Source organism: Isoptericola sp. NPDC019571, assembly GCF_044389385.1.
GTDB lineage: Bacteria > Actinomycetota > Actinomycetes > Actinomycetales > Cellulomonadaceae > Isoptericola > Isoptericola nanjingensis.
In genome coordinates, this window is sequence record NZ_JBIRXZ010000010.1 from 135,577 (window position 1) to 162,269 (window position 26,693).

Below are 26,693 nucleotides of genomic sequence, written 5' to 3' on the forward strand. Positions count from 1 at the left end.
GGGACGGGCGCGGTCAGCCCTTGACGGCGCCGGCGAGCGCGAACGAGCCGCCGGACAGCCGCGAGACGAGCACGTACAGGCCGACGGCCGGCAGGGCGTAGAGCATCGAGTACGCCGCGAGCTGGCCGTAGGCGACCGAGCCGTACTGGCCGAAGAACGCGAAGATGCTCACGGCCGCCGGCTGCTTCTCCGGCGTCAGCAGCAGCACGAAGGGGACGAAGAAGTTCCCCCACGCCTGGATGAACACGAAGATGAAGACGACGGCGATGCCGGGCCGCATGAGCGGCAGCACGATGGTGCGCAGGGTGGTCATGGCCGACGCACCGTCGGTCCAGGCCGCCTCCTCGAGGGAGATCGGCACGGAGTCCATGAAGTTCTTGGTCATCCAGATCGCCATGGGCAACGACGTCGCGGCCATGAAGAACGTGGTGCCGGCCAGGGAGTCGAGCAGGTTGAGCCGCACGAACAGCGAGTAGACCGGCACCATCATGGCCGTGATCGGCAGGCAGGTGCCGAACAGCACGGCGTACAGGAACGGCTTGTTGAAGCGCATCCGGTAGCGCGACAACGGGTACGCGGCGAGCACCGACGCGACCACGGTGATGAGGCCCGTGCCCGCGGACAGCACGAAGGCGTTCGCCAGCGGCACCCACGTCTGCTCGGGCGTCATGACGGCCGTGAAGTTCTCGAGCGTGAACGTCTCCGGCAGCCCGACGGCGAGGGTGGCGCTCGGGTCCAGCGACGCCAGCACGATCCAGCCGAGGGGCAGCAGGAAGCACAGCCCGACGACGACGAGCACGACGTTCGACAGGATGCGCGCCGTGCGCGGCCCGGGGGCGGCGACCGACCGCGTCGACCGCCGTCGCGCGGGGCGCGCGCCGGCGACGTCGGGCACGGGCGAGGGGACGGACGCCGGGGCGGCGGTCTGGGCCATCAGTCGACCTCCGGCTTCAGGCTGCGGATGTACACGACGGAGAACACGGCGCCGATCACGAGCATCACTGTGGCGATCGCCGTGCCGTAGCCGACCTGGGCGAACTTGAACGCCTCCTGGTAGGCGAGGATCGGCAGGGTGGAGCTGTCGGTGCCGGGGCCGCCGCCGGTCATCACGTAGATGAGCGTGAACACGGACAGCGTCTGCAGCGTGGTGAGCATGAGGTTGGTCGAGATGCTGCGGCGGATGGTCGGGAGCGTGACCCACACGAGGCGCTGCACCCCGTTGGCCCCGTCGACCGTCGCGGCCTCCGTGATCTCGGGCGGCACCTCCGCGATCGCGGCGGAGTAGACCATCATCGAGAACGCCGTGCCGCGCCAGACGTTGGCGAGGATGACGGCGAGCATCGGGTACTGGAAGAGCCAGTCCGGGCCGGTGATCCCCACGCCCGCGAGCAGCGAGTTGAGCGTGCCGTCGGCGTGGAAGAACGCGTAGGCGGCGAAGGCGGCCACGATCTCGGGCAGCACCCAGGCCGTGACGACGAGCGTCGAGACGACGGCGCGCACGGGCTTCAGCGCGGAGCGCATGAGCATCGCCAGCCCGAGGCCGGCCACGTTCTGCCCGATCACCGCGGACGCGAAGACGAACAGCACCGTGAGCCACAGGGCCTTCGGGAAGTCGGGGTCGCCGAGCAGCGCGACGTAGTTGTCCAGGCCGACCCACTCGGGGTTCGCCGCGTTCGGGCCGGTGAGGGCCGCGTTGGTGAACGAGCCGTAGAACGACCACACGACCGGGCCGAGCATGAACAGCGCGAGCAGGGCGACGGCGGGCAGCATCGGGACGAGGCGGCCGGCGGTGCGGCGCGCGTGCGCGCGCCGCACCGGCGACGGCCCCGCCCCCGGCCCGCCGACGGGGGCGGGGGCGAGGGTGGTGGTCACGTCGTCAGCCGTTCGTCGTGTTCTCTTCGCCGACCTGGGCGATCACGGCCTCGTCGTACACGGCGGCGGCCTCCTCGGGCGTCTGCTGCCCGGTCATCACCGACTCCATGGCGACCTGGATCGCGTTGGAGATCTGCGCGTAGTCGGAGGTGGCGGGGCGGAAGTTCGTCACCTCGACGAGGTCGGAGAAGAACGGCACCGTCGGGTTCGCCTCGGAGTACGACGGCTCCTCGGCGACGTCGGTGCGCACCGCGATCTGGCTGTTGTCGATCGCGAACCGCAGCGAGTGCTCCTTGTCGAGCGCGTGGGTCAGCACGTCGAACGCGACGTCGGGGTTCTTCGACCCGGAGCCGATCGCCATCGTCCAGCCGCCCGACATGCTCACCGCGCCGGGGGCCTGGCCGTCCTGGGTGGGCATCGCGGCGGTGCCCATGACGTCGGTCCACTCGGGCCAGGGCGCCGTGCCCTCCTCGAGCCACGTGCCGGGCATCCACGAGCCGTCCAGCGAGATGCCGAGCTTGCCCTTCGGCAGCCACTCGGCCGAGACCGTGTTGCCGACGTTCGGGTCGAGCGCCTGCTGCGGCGTCGGGGCGAGGCCCTCCGTGTAGATCGTCCTGATGAAGTCGAGCGAGTCGACGAACTCCTGCGACCCGACGATCCACTTCGAGGTGTCGGTGTCGTAGAGCGTGCCGCCCGTGCCGTACAGCAGCATCTCGAAGCCCTGCATCGTGGCGCCCTCGCCCATCGGCTTGCCCGAGTAGACGTTGAGCGGGATGACGTCGGGGTCCGCCTTCTTGATCGCCCGGGCGGCCTCGAGCAGCTCGTCCCAGGTCTTCGGGGCCCAGTCCTCGGGGAGCCCCGCCTTGGCGAGCACCTCCTTGTTGAACCACAGCCCGCGGGTGTCCGTGCCCATCGGGACGCCGTAGGTCTTGCCGTCGTCGCCCAGCCCGGCCTGCTTGGCCTGGTCGACGAACTGGCCCCAGTCCTCCCAGTCGGCGAGGTAGTCGTCCATCGGCAGCAGGTAGCCGGCCTCGACGTCCGACTTGATCATGAACGTGTCCTCGTACATGAGGTCGGGCGCCGTCCCGGGCGCGCGGTTCATGAGCGCGAGCTTCGTGAAGTAGTCGTTCTGGCTGGCCTCGATCGGCACGAGCTCGATCGTGACGTCCGGGTTCTCCTTCTCGTACTCGGCCTTGACGTCCTTGAACAGCTCGTCGGCCTGCGTGAAGTTCCCGAACTTCTGGTACGCGATCTTGATCGTCGCGTCCCCGCTGCTGCCCTCGCCGCCCCCCGAGCCGCAGGCTCCGAGGGTGAGGACGAGCGCCGTGACCGCGGATCCCGCGGCAAGGGTTCGTGCCAGTCGCATGCTGCTCCTTTGCCCACATGAGTGGCCCGACGACGCCGGGCCGGCTGACGTGAATAACTCAAGCGAATTGAGTTAATGCTGTCAAGCGCTCACGAGGCCGGAGGGTCGCGGGGTGAAGAGCCCGTCGAGCACGAGGCTCGCCGCACCCACCGCCCCGACGTGGTCGCCGACGGCGGAGCCCAGCACCTCGACGGCGTGCACCTCGCGCAGCGTCGCCTGCAGGGTGAGCTCCCGCCGCACGACGGGCAGGTAGTGCGGGGCCAGCCGCGCCCACGCCGGGCCACCGAAGACGACGACCCCCGCGTCGACGAGGTCGGCCACCACGGTGATCCCGCGCGCGACCCGTCGCGCGCTCGCCACGAGGATCCCCGCGGCGGCCGCGTCGCCCTCGGCCGCGGCCCGGCACAGCGTCGTGAGGGCCGCGTCGAGCTCCGCCGGCGTCGACGCCGGGGTGCCCGCCGGCAGCACGCCCCCCGCGACGGCCTCGGCGACGAGCGTCGCGGGGGCGGCAGAGACGCCGATGCACCCCCGCTGGCCGCAGTCGCACCGCGGGCCGTCGTTGTCGACCATCAGGTGGCCGACCTCGCCGGCGTTGCGCGACGATCCCGCGAGGAGCTCGCCGTCGTGCGCCACCGCCACGGCGACGCCGAAGCCGGTGTAGAAGAAGAGGGACGTGCCGCGCAGCATCCGGTTGCCGCGCCACAGCTCGGCCACCATCGCCGCCGACACGTCCTTGTCCAGCACGACGTCGAAGCCCGTCGCGGCGGCCAGCAGGTCGCGCACCGGCACCTCTTCCCAGCCGTCCAGGAGCGGCGGGCGGATCACCGTGCCGGCTGCGAGGTCCACCGGCCCCGGCGCCGCCACCCCCAACCCCAGGACGGCGGAGCGCTCGATACCGGCCCGGTCGAGCATCCCGGCGGCCGCCGCGGCGACGGCCCCGGCCACGGCCTCGGGGCCGGCCGGCGTCGGCTCGACGACCTTCTCCACCGTGCGGCCGTCGAGGTCCACGAGCACCGACGTCACCACCACCGGGTCGATGTGCACGCCCAGCGCGTAGGCCCCCTGCGGCTCGAGGTAGAGCATCGTGCGGGGCTTGCCGCGGCCCTCGGCCCGGCGCTCCCCCTCGACGACGTAGCCCAGCGCGATGAGCCGCGCCACGATGTTCGACACCGCCTGGAGGGACAGCCCGGTGCTCGCCGCGAGCTCGCTGCGGCTCGTGCCGTCGGGCGCGCGCCGCACCTGGTCGAGCACGACCATCTGGTTGAAGTCGCCCACCCGCGGCAGGTTGGTCCCGCGTCGCACCGTGTCCTCACCTCGCCCGTCCGACTGGTCGCAGCGTAGACGTCCGGCGCGGGGAAACGTTCTCCAAGGCCGCCTGCCGGCCCGCTACAGTGCAGCCCGACACCGCACCGCTGCGGTGGCCCCGCAGGAAGTCCCCGGAGGAACCCGATGGCCCAGTTCGACCTGCCCGTCGCCGAGCTCGAGGCGTACGTGCCCGAGATCGACGAGCCCGCCGACTTCGACGCGTTCTGGGAGCAGACCCTCGTCGAGTCGCGCGCGCACGACGACGCCCCGACGCTGGAGCGCGCGGACACCGGCCTCACGGAGCTCGTCGTGGACGACGTGACCTTCCCGGGCTTCGACGGGCAGCCGGTCAAGGCGTGGCTGACGCGGCCCGCGCGCCACGACGCCGCTGCCGACGGCCCGCTGCCGGCGGTCGTCGAGTTCGTCGGCTACGGCGGCGGGCGGGGGCTGGCGCACGACCACCTGGGCCTCGCCGCCGCGGGCTACGCGCACCTCGTCATGGACACCCGCGGTCAGGGCTCGGGCTGGGGCCACGGTGGCGACACCCCCGACCCGGTGGGCAGCGGCCCCGCCTCTCCCGGCTTCATGACGCGCGGCGTCCTCGACCCGCACGAGCACTACTACCGGCGCGTCTTCACCGACGGCGTGCGCGCCGTGGACGCCGTGCGCCGCGTCGAGGGGATCGACCCCGCGCGCGTCGCCGTCGCCGGCACGAGCCAGGGCGGTGGCATCGCGATCGCCGTCGCCGGCCTGGTGCCCGACGTCGCCGCCGCCGTGCCGAACGTGCCGTTCCTGTGCCACTACCGCCGCGCCGTGCAGATCTCCGACGCGTTCCCGTACGGCGAGATCACGCAGTACCTGTCCGTGCACCGCGAGCACGAGGACGCCGTCTGGCGCACGTTCTCCTACCTCGACGGCGTCTCGTTCGCCCGCCGCGCCCGCGCGGCGGCGCTGTTCTCGACCGCCCTGCGCGACGACGTCTGCCCGCCGTCCACGGTCTACGCCGCGTACAACCAGTGGGGCGCGCTGGGCGGGACCGCACCGGACACGGCGATCGACGTCTACCCCCACAACCGCCACGAGGGTGGCCAGGGCTACCGCTTCGCCCCGACCCTCGCCTGGCTGGCCAAGCACCTCTGACCAAGCACCTCTGACCGCCGAGGTAGTACCAGGCCAGCCGAGGTAGTACGAATCTCGCCGAGGTAGTACGGGCACCTAAGACATACCTCGCATACCACCTGCGCTCGGGCACTACCTCGACGGGAGGGGCACTACCTCGGCAGGTTTCGCACTACCTCGCGGGGAGGGGTACTACCTCGGCGAGATGGGTACTACCTCGCCAGGTTCGGTACCACCTCGCGGTCAGGGCAGCAGGCGGGCGCCGTGCGCGGGGCCGGAGGTGCACCACACGGAGTCGGCGACGCCCTCGGCGGTCCAGGACGCGGCGACGGCCAGCGCGTGCTGGCGCGACCGGGCGAGCGCCGCGACGGTCGGGCCGGAACCGGAGACGAACGCCCCCAGGGCGCCGGCCTCCCGCGCGACGGCGATGGTGCGCTCCAGCTCGGGGCGCAGGGCGAGCGCGGCAGCCTCGAGGTCGTTGTGCAGGGCGTACCCGAGGGCGTGCGCGTCGCCGGCGCGCAGCGCCTGCATCAGCCCGGTGTCCTCGTCGAGCCCCGGCTCGTCGACGGCGTCGTCCGGGCCGGTCAGCTCGTCGAACCGGTCGTAGACGGCCGGCGTCGACAGGCCCTCGGCCTGGGCGGCGAACACCCAGTGGAACTCGCCGCGGGTCATGGCCGGCGTCAGCAGGTGGCCGCGCCCGGTCCCGACGGCGGTGTGCCCCAGCAGGGCGAACGGGACGTCCGAGCCGAGGCCCGCGGCGAGCGTCGCCAGGTCGTCGCGGCTCAGACCGGTCTGCCACAGCGCGTCGCAGGCCACCAGGGTGGCCGCGGCGTCCGCGGAGCCGCCCGCCATGCCCCCGGCGACGGGCACGCCCTTGGCCAGGTGCAGCGCGACGTCCGGCGCCACGCCGACCTGGGTCGCCAGGGCCTCGGCGGCACGCCAGGCGAGGTTCGACCCGTCGACGGGCACGAGCTCGGCCTGCGGGCCGTCCACGGTGATCGTCACGCCGGCGCCCTCCGGCACCTGCGTGGCCGTCACCTCCTCGTAGAGCGCCACGGCCTGGAAGATCGTCGACAGCGGGTGGTAGCCGTCGGCCTGCCGCGCGCCGACGCGCAGCGACAGGTTGACCTTGCCGGGCGCGCGGACCCGGACGGACGGCGACGGGGCGGCGGCGAGATGCGTCACGCGTCCACCGTGCCCGCCGCGACGGGAAGCTGCTCGGCGATGCGCGCGAAGTCCGTGACCTCGAGCCGCTCGCCCCGCAGCCCGGGGTCGACGCCCGCGGCGCGCAGCGCCTCCTCGGCGGCGGCGCCGGAGCCGAACGTGCCGGACAGGGCGGCGCGCAGCGTCTTGCGGCGCTGGGCGAACGCGGCGTCGACGACGGCGAAGACCTGCTCGCGCGTCGCGGTCGTGACGGGGGGCTCGCGCTTCTCCAGCGCCACGAGGGCGGAGTCCACGTTGGGCTCCGGCCAGAACACGTGCCGGCTGACGTTCAACGACCGGCGCGCGTCGGCGTACCAGGCGGCCTTCACCGACGGCACGCCGTACGTGCGCGACCCGGGGCCGGCGGCGAGCCGGTCGGCCACCTCGGCCTGCACCATGACGAGCACGCGCTCCAGGCTCGGGAACCGCTGCAGGAAGGTCAGCAGCACCGGAACGGCCACGTTGTAGGGCAGGTTCGCGACGAGCGCCGTCGGCGCCTCGCCCGGCAGCTCGGTGACCTCGAGGGCGTCGGCGGGCACCACCTCGAAGTCGGCGTCGGGGGCGTGCTTGCGCACCGTCTCGGCGATCTGACCCGCCAGCACCGGGTCGATCTCGACCGCGACGACCGAGGCCCCGGCTTCCAGCAGGCCGAGGGTCAGCGACCCCAGCCCAGGGCCGATCTCCACGACCCGCTCCCCCGGTCGCAGCCCGGCCGCGCGGACGATCTTGCGCACCGTGCCGCCGTCGTGCACGAAGTTCTGCCCGAGCTGCTTGGTGGGGCGGACGCCGAGGCGCCCTGCCAGCTCGCGGATCTCCGCAGGGCCGAGCAGGGCGCCAGGGGTGTTCGTCATGGGGGCGAGTCTATTCGTCGGCCCGCGGCCGACGACTCAGGACGGGCGACTCAGGACGGGCGGCTCAGTACCAGCCCACCGACTGCGAGTGGCCCCACGCGCCGCACGGCGTGCCGTACACGTCCGCGATGTAGCCGAGGCCCCACTCGATCTGGGTGGCGGGGTTGCTCTGCCAGTCGGAGCCGGCCGAGGCCATCTTCGAGCCGGGCAGCGACTGCGGGATGCCGTAGGCGCCGGACGACGGGTTGGCCGCCGAGGCGTTCCAGCCCGACTCCTTGGTCCAGAGCGACTCCAGGCAGGTCCACTGCGAGCCGGTCCAGCCGCGGGCGGCGGCCATCTGCTTGCCGATCGAGCGGGTGGAGCCGGAGTACGTCGGCGCCGCCGGCTCGGGCTCCGGGCGCTCCTTGGTGCCCTTCACCAGCACGCGGGTCACGGGCTTGGTGGTGACCTCGTCCGAGACCTTGGTCTTCTTCACGACCTTGCCGTCGATCGTGGTGACCTGGTGGACGATCGTGCGCTCGCCGTCCTTGCCCTTCTTCACGACCTTCGCGTCGACGTCGGAGTACCGGTCGGCGGACTTCTTGGTCGTGGTCTTGTGGTCGACGGCCTTGGTGGTCGTGACCTTCGTGGTCTCGACGCGCTGCACGACGACGGCCACCTGCGGCGTGGCGACCTCGGTCGCGGCCGCGGGGGTCCCGGCGGCGGGGGTCTCGGCGGCGGCGACCTGCTCGGTCTGCGCACCGTCCTTCTCGGCCTGCTTCTCGGCCTGCTTCTTCTCGTCCGCGACGGCGGCGGCGACGTGCTTCTTCACCTCGCCGTTGGCGGCGTCGGTGACGTGCACGCGGTCGCGCTTCCCGAGCTCCACGTCCGCCTCGGCCAGCACGGCCTCGACGTCCTCCGCGTCCTCGACCACGTCGGTCGTGCCGTCGTGCACCACGGCCACCGGGCCGTCGGTGTCGACGTCCACCGGCAGCGAGGCCCGCTCGCCGTCACGGGAGGCGACGATGCGCACGTCGCCGCCACGGGCGGTGAGGGTGTCGAGCGCCTCGTCGGCATCGAGGGCGGTGACCCACGCGTCGGTGTCCTTGCCGTCCACCTGCAGGCTGAGCTCCTTGCCGGAGCGCACGACGACGTCGGAACCGTCCTCGAGCGCGGCGTCGGCCGACGGGGTCACGAGGTCGCGGTCGCCGACGACGACGCCCTGCGAGGTGAGCAGGTCGTCGACGGAGCCGGAGTAGGACGTCACGGTCTTGACGTCGCCGTCCACGTCGAGCGTGACGGTCTTGCGGGCGTCCGCGTACGCGACGGCGCCACCGGCGACAGCGACCGCGGCGGCGGTCGCCGCGGCCAGGAACGGCCAGCGGCGGCGGCTGCGGGTCGTGGCGGGAGCGACGGTGTCGGCGTCCGGCACGGCGGGCACGGGAGAGGTCTGGGGGGAGCGTGTCACGAGAGTCCAGTCGTCGTGCTGTCCGGGCACGGTGGTCAGGGGCGGGCCGGCGGCCCGTCACGCACCGGGGCGGCGCGCTGGCGCCTCGCTCCCGGCCCGGCGCCCGAAGGCGCCGAGTTCCGACCCACCGATCCGGCGGTTCAGGGGCCCGCGTCACATACACCTGTCGAGCACGGCTCGCACGCGGGACACTCGACCGTAACCGATTCGTTATCGGAGACCTAATCCGTCGGCGGCGTCGTGACGAGACCCACATCCCACCCGGCGCGCGGAGGGCCCCGACGCACGACCGCCCGGGACGGCGGTGCCGTCCCGGGCGGTCGGTGGCGGGCGCGAGGCCCGTCGGGCGTCAGGTCAGAGCAGACCGAGCTTCGCCGCGCACCCGGGCCACTGGCCCCAGCCGGACTGCGCCTGCAGCTTCTTGGCGATGCGGGTCTGCTCGGCTGCCGAGTTCTCCGACGGGAGGCCGGAGCCGCCCATCGCCTGCCAGGTCTGCGCGGAGAACTGGTACAGGCCGTAGTAGCCGTTCCCGGTGTTCGTCGCCGGGTTGCCGCCCGACTCGCACTGGGCGAGGTCGGCCCACACGCCCGCGGGCGCGGAGCCGGTGGCCTTCGACGTCGAGCCGGACGACGAGGACGAGGAGCTCGACGACGAGGAGGACGAGGTCTCCTTCGGCGCGGGCTCGGGCTCCGGCTCGGGGCGCTCCTTGGTGCCCTCGACGACGACCTCCGTGACCGGCTTGGTCGTCACCTTGTCCGAGAGCTTCTTCTTGGCGACGACGTCGCCGTCGACCGTGGTCACGCGGTACGTGAGCGTGCGCTCGCCGTCCTTGCCCTCCTGGGCGACCGTGCTGCCCTGGTCGGCGTAGCGGTCGGCGTCCTTCTCGGTGCGCGACTTGTGGTCCACCGCGACCTTCTTGGTGACCTTCTTCGTCTCGACGCGCTCGATGACGATGCGCACCGCCGGGTCGCCCTCGGTCTTGGCGGTCTGACGCTCCACGAAGACGTGGTCGTCGTCGTCGACCTTGAGGCCGAGGCCCTGGAGGATCGCCTCCAGGCCGACGGAGCCGTCGTCGACCACCGTGGTGGTGCCGTCCGCGACGACCGCGACCGGCTGGTCGGCGTCGAGCTGCAGCGGCAGCGAGGCGCGGTCGCCGGAGCGGGAGGCGACGAGGGAGACGTCGGAGCCGCGGGCGTCGAGGCCGCGCAGCGCCTCCTCGGCGTCGAGCGCCGTGACCCACACGTCGTCCTGCTCGCCGTCGACGTCCACGGTGAGCTCGTGCCCGGAGCGGACCACGACCTGCGAGCCGTCGCGCAGGGCGGCGTCCGCGTCGGGGGTGACGGCGTCGCGCTCGCCCACCTCGACGCCCTGGGCGTCCAGCAGGCCGGCGACGGAGCCGGAGAAGGTCTCGACGGTGCGCGTCTCGCCGTCGATGTCGAGCGTCACGCTCTTGCGTGCGCTCTCGTAGGCGGTGGCCGCACCTCCCGCGACGACGAGCGCGCCGGCGGCGAGACCCGCGATGAGCGGGAGCCGGCGGCGACGGCGCGTGGCGGTCGTCGTGGGGGCGGCTGCTGCGTCGGGCCCAGCCTCGGGCATCGACTCGGCCGAGGAGTGGGGAGTCTCGTTCGAGGGGTTCACACAGGTCCAGTCGTCGTGCGGTCCGGTCACGACGGCGGGGTCCCGGCTGGCTGTCGGGGCGTGGTCGATCCGGTGGCTCCGAAGACCGTAACCGGATCGTGATCATCGGCCAAGCCTGGCTATGGTAAAGATGCCCGGTTCCGTCCCGTCGTGCCCGGAAAGTCCGGACGAACGGCGTGAGCCGTCTCACAGGGGTCGCCGCGCGTCCTCAATTTCGCGTCGGCGAGCGGGGATCAGTACCAGCCGACCGACATGGAGTGGCTCCACGCCCCGCACGGCGTGCCGTACCGGCCGGAGATGTAGCCCAGGCCCCACTCGATCTGCGTCGACGGGTTCGTGCGCCAGTCCGAGCCGGCGGTCGCCATCTTGGTGCCGGGCAGCGCCTGCGGGATGCCGTACGCCCCGCTGGACGGGTTCTCGGCGTTCCAGCGCCAGCCGGACTCCTTGTCCCACAGCTTCTCGAGGCAGGCGTACTGGTCGTCGCCCCAGCCGCGCTCGGCGGCCATCGCCTTGCCGATCGCCTTCGCGGAGCCCGGGTCCGGGTTCGCCGTCGAGACCTCGAGCGTGCCCACCACGACGACCTCGTCCACCGGCTCGCGCGTCACCTCGCGGTCGACCACGGTGCGCTGCACCTCGGCGCCGTCCAGGGTGCGCACCTCATAGGTCGTGACGCGCTCCCCCGGCACGCCGGCCGTGCGCACCACCTCGTACCCCTTCGGCAGCTCGTCCGACTCGACCTTCTCCGTCTCGAACGGGATGACCTCGGTCTTCCGGTCGGCGTCGGTGTCCCCGCGGCTCACCATGACGAGCATCCCGTCGACCGCGGCCCCGCCGAGCGGCACCGACGTGCGGTCGTGCTCACCGAGGGTGATGCCGGCGGTCGCCAGGACGTCGCGCACCGTGGACTGCGCCGTGCGGATGGGCAGCACCAGGCCGTCCACGGCCACCTGCACGGTCTTCGTGGTCGACACCCGCACGGGGGTCCGGTCCAGCGCCGCGGTGCGCGACGCCGACGTCACGGCGTCCGTCCCCCGGGGCCCGAGCGCCGCGAGCAGCTCGCCCACCGTGTGCGCCGTCGTCGGGAAGGTCGTGACCTCGCCGTCGATCTCGACCGTCACCTCGCGGCTCGAGCGGACCACGACCTGGCCGCCGTCCGCGGCCGCGGACGACGCGGCCGGCTGCACGAGGTCGTCCGGGCCGAGCGGGATGTGGTGGTAGCGCAGCACGTCGGCCACCGACGCGCCGTACGAGTCGACGGTCGCGACGTGGCCGTCGTAGTCGATCGTCACCGTCTTGTGCACCTGCGTGACGGCGGCCGTGCCGCCCACCAGCGCGAGGACCACGGTGCCGTGCACGACGTGGCGCGCGGGCCCGGTGAGGGCGCCCCGGCGAGGGGTCGCCGCCGGAGCCGTCGCCCTGTCCGACGCCACCTTCGCCCTCGACCTCCGCACGAGCACCAGACCGTAACGGAACCGTGACCAGGGGGGAAGCCCTCGACCGCTCACCGGTCCCTCACCACGTGCCGTACACGCGCTCGGACGTCGCGGAGAGCGCCCGGCACACCTCGTCCAGCGGCCGCTCGAGGACGTCCGCCATCGCGCGCACGGTGTGCGCCGCGACGTACGGGGCGTTCGGCTGGCCGCGGTACGGGTGCGGCGGCAGGTAGGGCGCGTCGGTCTCGACCAGCACCAGCTCGAGGGGGACGGCGCGCAGCGCGCCGCGCAGGTGGTCGTTCCTCGGGTAGGTCACGGGGCCAGCGAACGAGAGGAACCAGCCGTGCTCGGCCGCCAGGGCGGCCATCTCCTCGTCGCCCGAGTAGCAGTGGAAGACGGTGCGCTCGGGGGCGCCGTCGGCGAGCAGGACGTCGATCACCTGCGCGTGCGCGTCCCGGTCGTGGATCTGCAGCGCCAGGCCCAGCTCCTTGGCCAGCGCGACGTGCGCCCGGAACGCCTCGCGCTGCACCGCCTCCCCCCGCGGGCCGGTGCGGAACAGGTCCATGCCCGTCTCGCCGATCGCGCGCACGCGGTCGTGCGCCCGCGCGACCTCCGCGACGCGGGCCAGCGCGTCGTCGAGCGCGACGGCGTGGTGCGGCGCCGGGTCCGGCTCCAGCCCGTCCGGGCCCACCTCGCGGACGCCCGCGTGCAGCACGGCCTCGTTCGGGTGGATCGCGACGGCGGCGAGCACGCCCGGGTGCCCCGCGGCCAGCAGGTCGACCGTCCAGTCGATGCCGGGCAGGTCGCAGCCCACCTGCACGACGCGGTCCACGCCCGCCGCCGCGGCGCGGGCGAGGTGCTCGCCGACGCCGGGTGCGGGGACGTCGTCCGGCAGCACGCCCGCGATCGCGTCGAGGTGCGTGTGGTTGTCGGCGACCGCGACGGGCAGGGGCGCGGGCTCCGCCGGGAACCCGCGCTCGCGCTTGCGCGCCACCCTCAGGCCTTCTCGCGCAGCCGCTCGAGCTCCTCCTCGACGATCGAGTCGTCGAGCTTGGTGAACACGGGCGTGGGCTTCGCGATCTCGGTGCCCGGGGTCACGGGTCGCGACTCCCAGGAGGGGAAGTCGTAGTCGCCCGTGATGACCGGGTACTGCCGGGAGTCGTCGTCGAGGTCGGTGACCTCGTCGATGCGCGGCTGGGGCGCGAACGTGCCGGTGCCGCCCATGGTCTCGTGCACCTGCTGCGCCGAGTGCGGCAGGAACGGGCTGAGCAGCGTGTTGCAGTCGCTCACGGCCTGCGTGACCGTGTGCAGCACGGTCGCGAGCCGGTCCGGGTCCGTCTTGAGCTTCCAGGGCTCCGTCTCGGAGACGTACCGGTTGACGTCGCCGACGACGCGCATCGCCTCCGCGATCGCCGCGCGCTGCCGGTTGGACCCGATGAGCCCGCCGACCGTGCCGAACGCCTCGGACGTCGCCTTGAGGACGCCGCGGTCGACGTCGGCCAGCTCGCCCGGCGTCGGGACCTGCCCGAAGTTCTTGTGCACCATGCTCGCGGTGCGGTTCACGAGGTTGCCCCAGCCCGCCACGAGCTCGTCGTTGGTGCGGCGCAGGAAGCTGTCCCACGTGAAGTCGACGTCCTGGCTCTCCGGGCCGGCCGCCGCCACGTAGTAACGGAACGCGTCCGGCTGGTAGCGCGCCAGCATGTCGCGCACGTAGATGACCACGCCGCGCGAGCTCGAGAACTTCTGCCCCTCGACGTTGAGGAACTCGGAGCTGACCACCTCGGTGGGCAGCTGCAGCGTCCCGTACGGGCCCGGCGCGCCGCCGCGCGAGCCCTTCCCGTCGTAGGCCAGCAGCTCGGCCGGCCAGATCTGGGAGTGGAACGTGATGTTGTCCTTGCCCATGAAGTAGAAGGAGCGGGCGGTCTCCTCGTTCCAGAACGCGCGCCACGCCTCCGGGTCGCCCGTGCGCCGCGCCCACTCGATCGACGCCGAGAGGTACCCGATGACGGCGTCGAACCACACGTACAGCCGCTTGGTCGGGTTCTCCTCCCAGCCCTCGAGCGGCACCGGGATGCCCCAGTCGATGTCGCGCGTCATGGCGCGCGGCCGGATGTCGTCGAGCAGGTTGAGGCTGAAGTTCAGCACGTTCGGGCGCCAGCCGGTGCGGGTGCGCAGCCAGTCGCCCAGCGCGTCCGCGAGCGCCGGCAGGTCGAGGAAGAAGTGGTTCGACTCGACGAACTTGGGCGTCTCGCCGTTGATGCGGCTGCGCGGGTTGATCAGGTCGATCGGGTCGAGCTGGTTGCCGCAGTTGTCGCACTGGTCGCCGCGCGCGCCGTCGTACCCGCAGATGGGGCACGTGCCCTCGATGAACCGGTCGGGCAGCGTGCGGCCGGTGGACGGGGAGATCGCGCCCATCGTGGTCTTCTCGACCATGTAGCCGTTCTTGTGCACCGTGCGGAACATCTCCTGCACGACCGCGTAGTGGTTGCGCGTCGTCGTGCGGGTGAACAGGTCGTAGGACAGCCCGAGCGACGTGAGGTCCTCGACGATGACCCGGTTGTAGCGGTCCGCGAGCTGCTGCGGCGTCACGCCCTCCTGCTCCGCCTGCACGAGGATCGGCGTCCCGTGCTCGTCCGTGCCGGAGACCATCAGCACGTCGTGACCCGCCATCCGCATGTGCCGGCTGAAGACGTCGGAGGGAACGCCGAAGCCGGCGACGTGGCCGATGTGCCGCGGGCCGTTGGCGTAGGGCCACGCCACGGCCGAGAGGATGTGGGTCATGCGGGCGATTCTAAGGGCCCGGACGACGACGCGTCCGAGCGGTCCGCGGCCCGGCCGGGCCCGCCGCGTCAGCCGAACGTGACCCGGACCAGGCGGTCGTCGCCGTCGCGCGGCGAGCCGCGGCCGTCGGTGTTGTTGGTCAGCACCCACAGGCCGTCCGCGTCGCCACCGCCCGGCTCGACGGGGGCGACGTTGCGCAGCCGGCCCAGCTCGCCCGCGAGCAGCGCCTGCGGCTCACCGAGCGGCCGGACGCTCCCGTCCGCGTCCACGGCGTCCTTGCTCGGGCCCGGCCCTGCCCCGTCGCCGCCCTCGTCCGCGCCGGACGCGGTGCCGCCGAAGGGCACCCGCCACAGCCGCTCCCCCCGCAGCCCGGCGAGGTACACGGCGTCGTCGGTCACCGCCAGGCCGGACGGCGACGCGTCGGACGTGGGCCACCACGCGACCGGGGCGACGGTGCCGTCGCCCGCCTGGGGCTGCCCCTCGAGGCCCGGCCCCTCGACGTCGGGCCAGCCGTAGTCGCCGCCCGGCTCGATCTCGTTGAGCTCGTCCCACGTGTTCTGCCCGAACTCGCTCGCGAACATCCGCCCCGACGCGTCCCAGGCGAGGCCCTGCACGTTGCGGTGGCCGAAGGTCCAGACCGGCGAGCCGGCGTCGGGGTTGCCGGGCGCCGGGTCACCGTCGGTCGTGACGCGCAGGATCTTGCCGGCGAGCGACGCCCGGTCCTGCGAGGCCTCCCCGTCCCCCGCGTCGCCGGTGCCGACGTAGAGGAACCCGTCGGGGCCGAAGGCCAGGCCGCCGCCGTCGTGGTGGCCGGCGCGCGGGATGCCGTCGAGGACGGTCGTGAGCCCGCCGAGCACCGTCCCGTCCAGCGCGCCGCGCAGCACGGCGTTGTCGTCGGCGCCGGTGCGGTAGACGAACACGTCGCCCGAGCCCGGGTCGCGCGCGACGCCGAGCAGCCCGCCCTCGCCGTCGGGGGTGGTCTGCGCGGCGAGCGCGTCCGCGCCGGGACCGGTGACGTCCGTCGTCGTGCCGGCGTCGGGGTCGACGACCACGAGCCGCGCCTCGTCGCGCAGGCTGATCAGCAGCGCGCCGCCCGGCAGCGGGGCGAGGCCCCACGGCACGTCGAGGCCTTCGACGACCGTCTCGACCGAGACCTCGGGCATGGAGGTCGCCGTGGGTCTCGCCGAGGCGCCGGGCGCAGGAGAGGCGTCGGCCGGGCCGAGCGACGTCGACGTCCTCGACACCTGGGGCGGGCCGTCGTCGCCCACGGAGCCGCACCCGGTGAGCGTCAGGAGCGCGACGACGGTCGCCGCGCCCCAGCGGGCGGTGGAGGTCCGCTGCCGTGAGTCCATGGCCCCATCCTCCCGCCCAGAGCCCTCGCGCGTCGGTCGACCCGTGGTCGACCGTCGGTCGAAGTTCTGGCACCCTGAGGTCAAGGCAGCACCAAGCCCGGAGAGACGCCGAGCCCGGAGGTCGTGATGAGCATCGTCAGCACCGTGTCGAGCTGGTTCCGCAGCACGGAGCGCGAGGCGGAGGCCGAACGCCCCCGCGACCTCGCACACCTCCCGGTCGCGCCCGACGGCGCCCTCGACGCCCGACCGAAGTCCGGGACGATGTGCGTCGAGCCGCTGCGCCCCTCGGGCACCACCTTCTTCCCCTACTGACCTTCCTCTGCTGAGACCGTCCGGGCGGGCCTTAGCGGGCCGGGCGCAGGTGGGCGTCGGAGGGCAGGGGCAGGCCGAAGCCGGGAGAGTCGTCGAGGTGCAGCACGCCGTCGCGCGGCAGCAGCAGGGCCGCGTCGACCCCCGCCACGCGGCCCGGCACGCCCTCGACGACCTCGACGTTGCCGAGCCCGGCGGCGAGGTGCGCGGCGTACCGCGTCTTGAGGGGGCGGCCCCAGGCGTGCGGGGAGGCCTCCACGCCCGTGCCCGCCAGGTGCGGCATGAGCTCCCGCCACGCGGTGAGGCCGAACGACATCACGTCCATGAGCAGCACGTCGATCGCGCCGCTCGTCGCCACCGGCAGCAGGGCGTCGACGTCGGGGCTGGTCTCGCCCTCGGCGATGCGCGTGGCCGGCGAGCGGTCGTCGAGCCAGGACCGCAGGGCCTTGAGGTCGCCCGGGTCGTCGAGGAACGGCTCCTCGACCCAGAACAGGTCGGCGTCCGCGACGGCGTCGAGGTAGGAGAGGAAGCCCTCCAGGTCGTAGCCGTCGTTGGCGTCGACGAGGATCCGCGCGTCGGGGAACGCCTCGCGGACGGCGCGCGTGACGGCGACGTCGCGCGCGTCCCCCGCGGCCCGGTCCATCCAGCGGTTCCCACGGCCGATCTTCAGCTTGAAGTCGCGGAACCCGAGGGCCGCGTCGGCCCGGCACTCGTCGAGCAGCACGTCGACCCCGCGCGGCGACTCCTGCGGGTCGAGGTCGTCGAAGTAGATGGCGCCGTCGTAGACCGCGACGTCGGTGCTTCCGCGCCCTCCGAGCAGGGCGTGGACGGGAGCGTCGTGCACGACGCCGAGCAGGTCGTGCAGGGCGATGTCCAGCCAGCGGTCGGTGGGGTCGAGCACGCCCACCGCGGGGTCCGCCAGCTCGGAGAGCCTCCGGCCCTCGACCCGAGCGACGTCGCCCGGCGGGCCCTCCACCAGGCCCCAGCCGGTGCGCCCGTCGTCGGCGACGAGCACCGCGACGTCGGAGTCGGGTCCGTCGCCGTGGCTGCCGAGCCGGGCGTTGCGCCCCACGGTGCGGGGGTAGCGCGTCTCGAGGCGGGCGAGGCGGACGGAGGCGATGCGGGGGTCGGCGGAGGTCATGGGTCCCTTCACGGGGTCGGGAGCGGTGCGGGCGACGTCGGCGCGGCACGCTCGCGGCCGCCGCGTCCACCATGATGGCCGGGAAGCCCGGGGCGTACGCACCGCGCGGCGCCCGCCGACCCGGGCGACCTCCGTCGACACCTGGCCGGATGGACGGCGGTGGATTCTTCGACGGCGGCGGCGGCGACGGCCCCTGAGTCTCCGGGCGCCGTGGCAGGCTGGCGGCATGAGTGACGCCGCACCCGCAACCGTCCGCGCCCTGATCATCGTCGACGTCCAGCCCACGTTCTGCGAGGGCGGGGAGCTCGCCGTCGACGGCGGGAACCAGGTCGCCGAGGACGTCGCGGCGTACGCCGCCGCGCACCGCGACCGGTACGAGATCGTCGTGACCACGCAGGACTGGCACATCGACCCCGGCGAGCACTTCAGCGACCACCCCGACTACGTCGACTCGTGGCCTCCGCACGGCATCGCCGGCACGCCGAACGCCGAGCTGCACCCCGCGCTCGCCGACCTGAGCCCCGACGTGTCCGTGAAGAAGGGGCAGTACGCCCACGGCTACTCCGGCTTCGAGGGCACCGACGCCGACGGGCGCACGCTGGAGCAGGCCCTGCGCGACGCCCGCGTCGAGGCGGTCGACGTCGTCGGCCTCGTCGAGTCGCACTGCGTGAAGCGCACCGCCCTCGACGCGGTCGGCCTGGGCCTCGCGACGCGCGTGCTGACCGACCTCACGATCCCCGTCAGCCCCGAGCAGGGGGAACAGGCCCGCGTCGAGCTCGCCGCCGCCGGCGTCGAGCTCGCCGACTCCGCCGCGAGATAGAGAACCAACCCCGCGAGATAGAGAGGCCCTCTCTATCTCGCGCTCGGGGTTCTCTATCTCGAGGTGGGGGGTTCTCTATCTCGAGGCGAGGGCGGCGGCGTACAGGTCGCGCTTGGGCACCCCCGCGGCGGTGGCGACATCGGCGACGGCGGCCTTGAGCCGCTCCCCCGCCCGGACGCGGGCCAGCACCTCGGGCACGAGGTCCTCGACGCTCGGCGCGGCGCCCACGGGCGCGCCACCGACGACGACGCAGATCTCGCCGCGCAGGCCGTCGCCGGCGGCGGCGCGGGCGTCGGCCTCGGCGACGACGTCCGCGAGCGGCCCGCGGAGCACCTCCTCGTACGTCTTGGTCAGCTCGCGGCAGACGGCGGCGGGCCGGTCGGCGCCGAAGGCGTCGGCCATGGCGTGCAGCGTGTCGGTGATCCGGTGCGGCGCCTCGAAGAAGACCATCGTGCGCGGCTCCGCGGCGAGCGCGCCGAGCCACCGCGACCGCTCCCCCGCCTTGCGCGGCACGAACCCCTCGAAGGTGAACCGGTCGGTGGGCAGCCCCGACAGGGCCAGCGCGGTGAGCACCGCCGACGGCCCGGGCGCCGCCGTCACGCGCAGGTCCCGCTCCACGGCGCGGGCCACGACGCGGTAGCCCGGGTCGGACACCGCGGGCATGCCGGCGTCGGACACGACGAGCACGGTGCCGCCGTCCGCGACGACGTCGAGCAGCTCGTCGGCGCGCGCCTCCTCGTTGTGCTCGTGGTACGACGTCACGCGCCCGGCCACGGTCACGCCCAGACGTGCGGCCAGGGCGTGCAGGCGGCGCGTGTCCTCGGCCGCGACGACGTCGGCCTCCGCGAGCAGCCGCCGCAGCCGCGGCGACGCGTCCTCCGCGTTCCCGATGGGTGTCGCCGCGAGGACGACCGCGCCGGCCTCGGCGCGCGGGGCGGGACGGCGTGCGTCAGCGGGTACGGCGGAAGGCTCGGAGGTCATGGTGACCAGCGTCGCACGGCCCCTACGATGACCCGGTGACCGCCCCCGACGCCGACGCCACCACCACCGGCGATCCCGCGCACGCGGGCACGCCGACGAACCACGCGCGCCACCGCGCGGCCGACGCCCCCGACGGGGCACCCGAGGCCGGCGGCGCGCCGGTGCCGCCGTCGCACCAGCCCCCGCCGCCGTTCCCCGGCGTGCCGGCACCCTCGCCGTCCCCGACGCCCGCCGACGGCGACGGCCGCACGACCCAGGCGAAGCTGCTGGAGCGGCTTCTCGGCGCCCGGCGCATGCGCCTCGACCTCCGCCGTCGCGACCGGTTCTGGGGCTGGGTCGGCACGATCGTCGTCACGCTGCTGGCGGCGGTCGCCCGGCTGTGGCAGCTCGGCCAGCCGCACCAGCTCGTGTTCGACGAGACCTACTACGTCAAGGACGCGTTCACGCTCGGCCGCCTCGGCTTCGAGGCGCAGTGGCCCGACGAGCCGAACCCGGCGTTCGAGGCGGGCGACGTCCTCACCTATCTCGACAAGGCCGCCTACGTCGTCCACCCGCCGATCGGCAAGTGGATGATCTGGCTCGGCATGGAGGCGGGCGGCGGCGCCACCAGCTCGTTCGCGTGGCGGCTCTCCAGCGCGATCGTCGGCATCCTCGCCGTCCTCCTGCTGGTGCGGATCGCCCGGCGGCTGTTCGCGTCGACCACGATGGGGGTGGTCGCGGGCCTGCTGCTCGCCGTCGACGGCGAGGCGATCGTGCATTCCCGCACGGCCCTGCTCGACCAGTTCCTCATGTTCTGGGTGCTGGTCGCGTTCGGCTGCCTGCTGATGGACCGCGAGCAGGCCCGGCGCCGGCTCGCGGGCCGGGTCGCGGAGATCCTCGACGCCGGCGGCACCGTGGCCAGGTACGGCCCCCGCCTCGGCTTCCGCTGGTGGCGCCTCGCCGCGGGCGTCAGCCTCGGCCTGGCGTGCGGCACCAAGTGGTCGGGCCTGTGGTTCGTCGCCGTCTTCGGCATCCTCACCGTGCTGTGGGACCTCGCGGCCCGCCGCGCCGCCGGCGTCGGCCGCTGGTGGGAGGACTCCCTCGTCGTCGACGCCGTGCCCGCCTTCCTCACCATCGTGCCCACCGCGTTCGTCGTCTACCTCGCGTCGTGGTGGTCGTGGTTCGTGAACCAGGGCGCCTACCTGCGCCAGTGGGCGGCCGAGCATCCTGGCGAGGGCGTCACCTGGCTGCCGGACCCGCTGCGCAGCCTGCTCCACTACCACCAGCAGATGTGGGACTTCCACACCGGGCTCTCCTCGGACCACCCGTACGCGTCGCACCCGCTGGGCTGGATCGTGCAGTGGCGGCCCACGTCGTTCTTCTGGGAGAAGGAGTCGCCCGGCCAGGGCTCCTGCCCCGCCGACGCCGCGGAGGCGTGCGCCCGTGCGGTCACGTCGCTCGGCAACCCGCTGCTGTGGCTCCTCGGCGCGATCGCGATCGTCGCGACGATCTGGCTGGGCATCCGGCTGCGCGACTGGCGCGCCCTCGCCGTCCTGAGCGGCACCGCCGCCGGCTGGCTGCCCTGGTTCGCCTACGCGCCGCCGTTCAGCGACCGGACGATCTTCACCTTCTACTCGATCGTCTTCACCCCGTTCGTGGTGCTGACGCTCGTCTATCCGATGCTCGTGGCGCTGGAGCGCACGGAGGGACGACGCCGCGAGCGCTCGCTCGCCGTCGCGGTGATCGTCGCCGTCCTCGTCGTGGTCCTCGCCGTGTCGGCGGTCTTCTACCCGCTGTGGACGGGCATGCAGGTGCCGTACTCGTACTGGCAGAACGTCATGCGGCTGGAGTCCTGGATCTAGCCCCAGGTGTTGTGAGCGGGCGTCTGGCCCTGCTTCGGACCCGAGACAGGGCCAGACGCCCGCTCACAGCGTTCAGGGGGTGGGCCAGTCGACCTGCGGGGTCTGGTGGAAGGCCCAGCCACCGGCGCGCCAGGCGGGCGCCTGGGCGGCGGTGCGGGCGCGGAAGGCCTCCCAGTCCTTGCGCTCGGGCGCGGTCCAGGCCACCTCGGCGACGGCGCCGAGGCGCGGCAGCAGCATGGAGAACAGCTCGTCGCGGGTGGTGATCGTCTCGGTCCAGACGGCGGCCTCGACGCCCTCCACGGAGTCGGCGGGCAGGCCGTCGATGACGGCGGTGGGCTCCCACTCGTAGGAGTCGCGCAGCTCGACGTAGCCCGCCCAGTGCAGGCCGAGCTCGTGCTCGGGCGTGTACTTCATGTCGAGGTAGGCGTGGTTGCCGGGCGACATGATGAACCGCGCGCCGGCGTGCGCCGCCGCGACGAAGCGCGCGAACTCCTCGCCCTTGGGCTCCCAGTACTGCAGCAGCGTGCCGGGCTCGACGGGGCCCCGGGCGCCCTCCTGCCAGAAGATCGGCGTCTTGCCGTGCTCGCGCACGATCCGCGCGGCGAGCTCGACGAACTTCGCGAACTCCTCGACCTCCATCGTGTGCACCTCGTCGCCGCCGACATGCACCCAGTCGCCCCGCGTCATGGCGGCGACGTCGCCGATCACGTCGCGCAGGAACGGCTCGGTGGCCGGGTTGTCGAACCAGAGACGCGAGAAGCCCACCTCGATGCCCTCGTACGGATCGGTGGGCAGGCCGTCCTTGGTGAGCGCCCCGTAGACCTGCGTGGCCGCGTTGATGTGCCCGGGCATGTCGAACTCGGGGACGATCGTCACGAACCGCGCCGCCGCGTACTCCTGCAGCTCGCGGAAGTCGTCGACCGTGAGGAAGCCGGCCGTGCCGCCGCCGACCTGGCTGTCGGACGCCTTCTCCAGCTCGGGGCGCGACGGCGTCTCGATCCGCCAGCCCTGGTCGTCGGTGAGGTGCAGGTGCAGCACCCGCAGCTTGAACGCACCGACCAGGTCGACGACGGCGCGGATGTCCTCGGGGCCGAACCAGTGCCGCACGACGTCGAACGACAGCCCGCGCCAGCCGTACCGCGGCGCGTCGTGCACGACGACGGCGGGCACCTCGCGCGCGCTGCCTGCCGCGGCAGCGGGGACGAGCTGGCGCAGCGTGCGCACCGCGTGCAGCAGGCCGACCGGCTCCGGAGCGGTGGCCTCCACGCCCGCCGTCGTCACGCGCAGCGTGTACCGCTCGGGGCTGGCGGAGCCCTCGGGTCCGGCGGCGTCGTCGAGGCGCAGCACCACCGGCGTGGCACCCTCCGCCGCGGACCCCGCGTCGACGACGCGCACGCCCACCGCCTCGAGCTGTTCGGCCGCGACGACGGCGAGGGCGTCGTCGGGCGCGACGAGGCGGGCGGCGTCCAGGGCGAGCGGGGCGACGTCCTGCCCGTCGACGACGGTGGGCCACGGGATCAGGGACAGCACGATGATCGGTCTCCAGGGGCGCGGGTCGACGGCACCCGGTCGGCGCCGACGGAGGATCGAAACGTTACGTTAGTGATCCTGCCGAATCGATCGAACCCCTGTCAACGACGCCGTCCGGCGGCGCCGGAGAGCACAGCGACGGTCAGGAGGTGGCGATCAGCACCGGCGCCGGGTCGGTCGGGACGACCGCTCCCGCCGCCGGACCCGACCACCCCAGGTGCACGCCGTCGGGCAGGTCGGCGCTCACCTGGTTCCACACCCACTCGCCGGTCGTGGCGCCGCCGGTCAGGTCGGCGAGGACCAGCGTCTCCACCTGGGGCACCGAGCGCAGCAGGGACCGGTCGGGCACCGACTCGGGTCGCGTCTGGTGCACGACCAGCAGCGCCGGCGGAAGCCCCTCCCGCGACACCAGGTCGGCCAGGAACGTGGTCACGTCGTCGAGCTCGTCCGCCGACATCTGGTGGGACGTCGTCGCGGCACCGTCCCCGACCCGGGACTCGGGGTGCAGGGCGACCCCCACCCCGGGCGTCCGCAGCAGCGGCTCGGCCGCGCGCACCTGCTCGACCACCGGCGCCGGGCCGGCCCCGACGTCGAGCAGCACGTACACCCCGGCGTCCCGCGCCGCGTCGACCAGCGGGCGCAGCGCGTCCACGTCCTCCTGCGTCACCCAGTCGCCGTCCTCGCCCGGGGCGCTCGCGGTGGCGCTGACCGGCAGCACCAGCGTCGGCACCACGGGGGCGTCGGCACCGTCGTGCGGCGCGTCGTCGCCCGGCACGGAGGCGGCGGCCGCGGCCTGCGCCCGCGCGACGGCGGATGCGGGCTCGTCCCAGACCGACCCGTCGACCGCGACGTAGCGCGCCGGCAGCAGGTGCTGCGACCCGGTGGGCAGCAGCGCCGCCCGCTCCGCGGCCGCGACGCGCCAGGCGAAGGTCCCGGCATCGCCGAACGACCGCCCCACCCCCACGACGGTGAGCGCCTGCGCGCGGTCCACCGTCTCGACGACGCGCGCGGACGCGAGGTCGCCGCCGGGCACCTCGGTCGTCACTGCCCCGGCCGCGCGCAACGACGCGATCGCGGCCTCCTGACCCTCCTGCGGGTCGACCAGCGCGAGCACCTCGCGCAGCAGGCGGGGCGCCCCCTCCGTCCCCCCCGACGCGGAGGGGGACGCCCCCGGGCCCTCGCCCAGCAGGGAGTCGAGGCTGTCGACGAGATCCTCCAGGTCGTCGTCCTCGAGCGTCGGGCCCGCACCGTCGCCCGCGCCGCCCTCCCCGCCGACGACGTCGGGGCTGACGGTGATCGCCTGGACGCCGGCGGCGTCCGCGACCTGGCGCGCCGCCGCGCCCGGGTCCGCCCCGGCGCCCTCGTCGGCAGCGCCCGAGGCGTCGGCGCCGTCCGCGGCACCCGTGGCGGCGCCCTCCGCCCGCGCGTCGCCCGTGACGACGACCGCCGCGCGCGCGCCGAGCCGCTCGAGCTCCTCGGCGACCCCCGTCCCGGCGTCGTCCGCCAGGAGCGCCGGGGCGTGCACGGCCTCCGCCGTGGCAGCGAGGGCCTCCCGCGCTCCCGCGTCGTCCGCGTCCGCGAGGACCACGACCTCCGAGCGCGCGAAGACCGTCTGGCTCGTCGTGAGGGCGAGCTCGGCCGGGTCGGCCGCGTCGAGGAGCACCGTGTGCGTGGACAGGTCGCGCACCGCGACCGCCGGGGCGCCCGTCGACGGGCTCGCCGACTCGCTGGGCGACGAGGCCGCGCAGCCGGTGAGGGCGAGTGCACCGGTCAGGAAGACGGGCAGGACGAATCGGACGTTCCGGAGGGGCACGCCCCTCATCTTTGCGCATCCACCGACCGCTGGTCGACGGCTTCCACGACCTCGTCACATGCGCGCGGCGCGACGCGGCCCGGCCTCGGGCGCCACTGCGGGTCAGGCGTCGGCGAGCAGCGCCATGATCTCCGCGTACTGCCGGCGCTGCGCGGCGGAGAGGGGTGCGAGGAGCGCCTCCTGCACCCCGTCGAGAACCTCGTCGAGCCTCCGGAGCTCGGCGAGGCCGGACGGCGTGACCGACACGATCTTGCGGCGACGGTTCGCGGGGTCCTCCTCCCGCTCCACGAGGCCGCGCTCCTCGAGCTCCTGGAGGGCGCCGGTGACGTCGCTCCGGTCGATACCCGTGTCCCGACCGAGGTCGGCCTGGCTCTCCGGGCCCCACTGCTCGAGCGCGGCCAGGAGCCGGTAGTGGTAGCCGCGCAGGCCGTCGCCCTGCTCGGCGAACGCGCCGGCGAGCAGCGCCGACGACCGCACCGCGGCGCGCCCCAGCAGCCACGTCGGCCGGTCCTTCTGCCGGTCGGGCGTGCGGCGGGGAGGTTGGGGCTCGCGCATGCCCCGAGCCTAGCGGGGTGTTGGCGCGACCCACATTCGATGTATGTTGGTCGTGCCAATCTTGGTTTCACCAACAAAGGAGCGGACGATGACCGACAGGACGACGCGGGTCCTCGTGGTGGGCCGCAGCGCGCGGGCCCTCACCGAGACGGTCTCGATGCTGCGGGCCCGCGGCATCGCGGCGAACGCGACCAACCAGTTCGACCGGGTGCTCGAGGACTACGACGCCCGCGACCTCGACCTCGTGCTCTTCGGCGGCCAGGTGCCGCCGCCGCTGCGCGAGCACCTGGAGGCGGAGATGCTCCGTCGCCACCCCGACGTCCAGCTCCGCAGCGGGCTGGGCGGCATGGCGCCGCTGCTCACCGCCCAGGTGGAGGAGCTCGTCGGCGGCCCGGCGCCCGGCGTCGAGCACGACGCCGAGTCCCGCGAGCTGCGCGTGACGCTCACCGCACCCGCGCACGTCACGGCGACAGCGCTCTGGGCCGTGCCCGTGCCACCCGACCCGGTCCCCCACACCGTCGCGCTCCTCGACACGACCCTGCCGGCCGGACGGCACGCGATCCCGGTGCCGCGCGACGTGCCCGCGCAGGGCGCCTTCGCCGCCGTCCGCGTCGACGACCGCACGTCCGTCGTGCGGCTCGGCGCCGCACCGGGACCGGCCGCTCGCGGCACCGCCGGCGGGGCGCTGCCCGCGCCCGAGCCGGTCACCACGCGGCTCCCCTGGGAGGCGCCCGGGTCCCGGGCGTCGTGAGCAGGGGATGTCGCACGCGCCCGGCACCATCGGGGGATGCCGAGCGACCTCCTCCTGCGCATCCACGGCCCCGAGTTCCGGGCGATGTCCGAGCGGGTGCTCCGCGCCACCGAGCTCACCTCCCGCCTCAACGTGCTGCCGTTCGACGACGAGGCGGGCAAGGCGGAGCTCTTCGAGCAGATCCTCGGGCGCGCCCTCCCGCCGAGGACGACGATCTCCCCGCCCTTCTACACGGACCACGGCCTCAACCTCGACCTCGCCGACCGGGTGTTCGTCAACCAGAACTGCACCTTCCTCGACTACGCCGGGATCCGGCTGGCCGAGCGCGTCATGGTGGCGCCGCGGGTCACGTTCATCACCACCGTGGGCCACCCGGTCGACACCGACGACCGGAGGGTGTGGCTCACCGGCGGCCCGATCGACGTCGAGGAGAACGTGTGGATCGGCGCGGGCGCCACCGTCCTGCCGGGCGTCACCATCGGGCGGGACTCGGTGATCGCCGCCGGGTCCGTCGTCGCCGACGACGTGCCCCCGCGCAGCCTCGTCACCGGCGGCAAGGCGACGGTGCGCCGCAGCTGGTGAGGC

At 74.0% G+C, this 26,693-nt stretch carries 23 protein-coding genes; 6 read left to right on the forward strand and 17 right to left on the reverse strand.

All coding sequences use genetic code 11. The features are described from left to right. Nucleotides 1-13 precede the first annotated feature (13 nt). The 4 genes from ACH443_RS17210 to ACH443_RS17225 all read right to left on the reverse strand — a co-directional run bounded on the left by ACH443_RS17210 (nucleotide 14) and on the right by ACH443_RS17225 (nucleotide 4,540). The gene (locus ACH443_RS17210) at nucleotides 14-934 is read right to left on the reverse strand and encodes a carbohydrate ABC transporter permease (protein WP_430591005.1); all 921 of its coding nucleotides are present in this window, start codon (nucleotides 932-934) and stop codon (nucleotides 14-16) included. After that, on the reverse strand, nucleotides 934-1,872 hold the full coding sequence (locus ACH443_RS17215) for a carbohydrate ABC transporter permease (RefSeq protein WP_430591006.1): 939 nt from the start codon (nucleotides 1,870-1,872) through the stop codon (nucleotides 934-936). Before ACH443_RS17215 ends, ACH443_RS17210 begins: the two co-directional genes overlap by 1 nt. 4 nt (nucleotides 1,873-1,876) lie before the next feature. Continuing rightward, entirely contained in the window at nucleotides 1,877-3,238 is a 1,362-nt protein-coding gene (locus ACH443_RS17220) for an ABC transporter substrate-binding protein (protein WP_429764434.1), read from the reverse strand. A gap of 81 nt (nucleotides 3,239-3,319) precedes the next feature. Then, the gene (locus tag ACH443_RS17225; RefSeq protein ID WP_429764433.1) at nucleotides 3,320-4,540 is read right to left on the reverse strand and encodes an ROK family transcriptional regulator; all 1,221 of its coding nucleotides are present in this window, start codon (nucleotides 4,538-4,540) and stop codon (nucleotides 3,320-3,322) included. A 147-nt stretch (nucleotides 4,541-4,687) separates the two neighbouring features. Between ACH443_RS17225 and ACH443_RS17230 the strand changes: the two genes are divergently transcribed. Continuing rightward, the gene (locus ACH443_RS17230; RefSeq protein WP_430591007.1) at nucleotides 4,688-5,683 is read left to right on the forward strand and encodes an acetylxylan esterase; all 996 of its coding nucleotides are present in this window, start codon (nucleotides 4,688-4,690) and stop codon (nucleotides 5,681-5,683) included. A gap of 222 nt (nucleotides 5,684-5,905) precedes the next feature. Here ACH443_RS17230 and ACH443_RS17235 read toward each other — a convergent pair whose 3' ends face one another. The 8 genes from ACH443_RS17235 to ACH443_RS17270 all read right to left on the reverse strand — a co-directional run bounded on the left by ACH443_RS17235 (nucleotide 5,906) and on the right by ACH443_RS17270 (nucleotide 16,367). Then, nucleotides 5,906-6,847 carry a 4-(cytidine 5'-diphospho)-2-C-methyl-D-erythritol kinase gene (locus tag ACH443_RS17235; RefSeq protein WP_430591008.1) on the reverse strand — a complete coding sequence of 314 codons (942 nt, stop codon included), beginning with the start codon at nucleotides 6,845-6,847 and terminating at the stop codon, nucleotides 5,906-5,908. Then, nucleotides 6,844-7,716 carry a 16S rRNA (adenine(1518)-N(6)/adenine(1519)-N(6))-dimethyltransferase RsmA gene (gene rsmA / locus ACH443_RS17240; protein ID WP_430556551.1) on the reverse strand — a complete coding sequence of 291 codons (873 nt, stop codon included), beginning with the start codon at nucleotides 7,714-7,716 and terminating at the stop codon, nucleotides 6,844-6,846. The genes ACH443_RS17235 and rsmA overlap by 4 nt, the downstream gene beginning before the upstream one ends. A 64-nt stretch (nucleotides 7,717-7,780) precedes the next feature. Next, nucleotides 7,781-9,136: a G5 domain-containing protein gene (locus ACH443_RS17245; protein WP_430591009.1), complete on the reverse strand. Its 1,356-nt coding sequence runs from the start codon at nucleotides 9,134-9,136 to the stop codon at nucleotides 7,781-7,783. 381 nt (nucleotides 9,137-9,517) lie between these two features. Further along, nucleotides 9,518-10,759, reverse strand: a complete 1,242-nt coding sequence (locus ACH443_RS17250; RefSeq protein WP_430591010.1) for a transglycosylase family protein — start codon at nucleotides 10,757-10,759, stop codon at nucleotides 9,518-9,520. Between the two features lie 275 nt (nucleotides 10,760-11,034). Further along, nucleotides 11,035-12,231: a ubiquitin-like domain-containing protein gene (locus tag ACH443_RS17255; RefSeq protein WP_430591011.1), complete on the reverse strand. Its 1,197-nt coding sequence runs from the start codon at nucleotides 12,229-12,231 to the stop codon at nucleotides 11,035-11,037. Nucleotides 12,232-12,313: 82 nt separating this feature from the next. Then, a complete protein-coding gene (locus ACH443_RS17260; protein WP_430591012.1) occupies nucleotides 12,314-13,228 on the reverse strand; it encodes a TatD family hydrolase in 915 nt (304 codons plus the stop codon). Between the two features lie 2 nt (nucleotides 13,229-13,230). After that, on the reverse strand, nucleotides 13,231-15,015 hold the full coding sequence (metG, locus tag ACH443_RS17265) for a methionine--tRNA ligase (protein WP_429764425.1): 1,785 nt from the start codon (nucleotides 15,013-15,015) through the stop codon (nucleotides 13,231-13,233). A 68-nt stretch (nucleotides 15,016-15,083) separates the two neighbouring features. Then, entirely contained in the window at nucleotides 15,084-16,367 is a 1,284-nt protein-coding gene (locus tag ACH443_RS17270; RefSeq protein ID WP_430591013.1) for a PQQ-dependent sugar dehydrogenase, read from the reverse strand. 126 nt (nucleotides 16,368-16,493) lie between these two features. On the opposite strand from ACH443_RS17270, the gene ACH443_RS17275 reads away from it, so the two are divergent. Further along, entirely contained in the window at nucleotides 16,494-16,679 is a 186-nt protein-coding gene (locus tag ACH443_RS17275) for a hypothetical protein (RefSeq protein ID WP_429764423.1), read from the forward strand. A gap of 31 nt (nucleotides 16,680-16,710) precedes the next feature. Here ACH443_RS17275 and ACH443_RS17280 read toward each other — a convergent pair whose 3' ends face one another. Beyond that, nucleotides 16,711-17,817, reverse strand: a complete 1,107-nt coding sequence (locus tag ACH443_RS17280; RefSeq protein ID WP_430591014.1) for an enolase C-terminal domain-like protein — start codon at nucleotides 17,815-17,817, stop codon at nucleotides 16,711-16,713. Nucleotides 17,818-18,043: 226 nt separating this feature from the next. Between ACH443_RS17280 and ACH443_RS17285 the strand changes: the two genes are divergently transcribed. Continuing rightward, nucleotides 18,044-18,637 carry an isochorismatase family protein gene (locus ACH443_RS17285; RefSeq protein WP_430591015.1) on the forward strand — a complete coding sequence of 198 codons (594 nt, stop codon included), beginning with the start codon at nucleotides 18,044-18,046 and terminating at the stop codon, nucleotides 18,635-18,637. Nucleotides 18,638-18,712: 75 nt separating this feature from the next. On the opposite strand, the gene rsmI is transcribed toward ACH443_RS17285, so the two are convergent. Continuing rightward, nucleotides 18,713-19,618, reverse strand: coding sequence for a 16S rRNA (cytidine(1402)-2'-O)-methyltransferase (gene rsmI, locus ACH443_RS17290; protein ID WP_430591016.1), 906 nt, complete (start codon nucleotides 19,616-19,618; stop codon nucleotides 18,713-18,715). A 35-nt stretch (nucleotides 19,619-19,653) separates the two neighbouring features. Here rsmI and ACH443_RS17295 point away from each other — a divergent pair, with 35 nt between their 5' ends. Further along, nucleotides 19,654-21,459: a dolichyl-phosphate-mannose--protein mannosyltransferase gene (locus ACH443_RS17295; protein ID WP_430591017.1), complete on the forward strand. Its 1,806-nt coding sequence runs from the start codon at nucleotides 19,654-19,656 to the stop codon at nucleotides 21,457-21,459. A gap of 72 nt (nucleotides 21,460-21,531) precedes the next feature. On the opposite strand, the gene ACH443_RS17300 is transcribed toward ACH443_RS17295, so the two are convergent. From ACH443_RS17300 to ACH443_RS17310, 3 genes are all read right to left on the reverse strand, one after another. Further along, nucleotides 21,532-22,989: a family 20 glycosylhydrolase gene (locus ACH443_RS17300; RefSeq protein ID WP_429764417.1), complete on the reverse strand. Its 1,458-nt coding sequence runs from the start codon at nucleotides 22,987-22,989 to the stop codon at nucleotides 21,532-21,534. A 142-nt stretch (nucleotides 22,990-23,131) separates the two neighbouring features. Further along, complete coding sequence (locus tag ACH443_RS17305; RefSeq protein WP_430591018.1) at nucleotides 23,132-24,802, reverse strand: hypothetical protein; 1,671 nt, start codon at nucleotides 24,800-24,802, stop codon at nucleotides 23,132-23,134. 102 nt (nucleotides 24,803-24,904) lie between these two features. After that, nucleotides 24,905-25,357: a MarR family winged helix-turn-helix transcriptional regulator gene (locus ACH443_RS17310; protein WP_430556560.1), complete on the reverse strand. Its 453-nt coding sequence runs from the start codon at nucleotides 25,355-25,357 to the stop codon at nucleotides 24,905-24,907. A gap of 88 nt (nucleotides 25,358-25,445) precedes the next feature. Here ACH443_RS17310 and ACH443_RS17315 point away from each other — a divergent pair, with 88 nt between their 5' ends. Next, nucleotides 25,446-26,108 (forward strand): hypothetical protein, encoded by a 663-nt coding sequence (locus tag ACH443_RS17315; RefSeq protein ID WP_430591019.1) that lies wholly within the window; start codon nucleotides 25,446-25,448, stop codon nucleotides 26,106-26,108. A gap of 36 nt (nucleotides 26,109-26,144) precedes the next feature. Next, nucleotides 26,145-26,690: a sugar O-acetyltransferase gene (locus ACH443_RS17320; protein ID WP_430591020.1), complete on the forward strand. Its 546-nt coding sequence runs from the start codon at nucleotides 26,145-26,147 to the stop codon at nucleotides 26,688-26,690. Nucleotides 26,691-26,693: the final 3 nt, after the last annotated feature.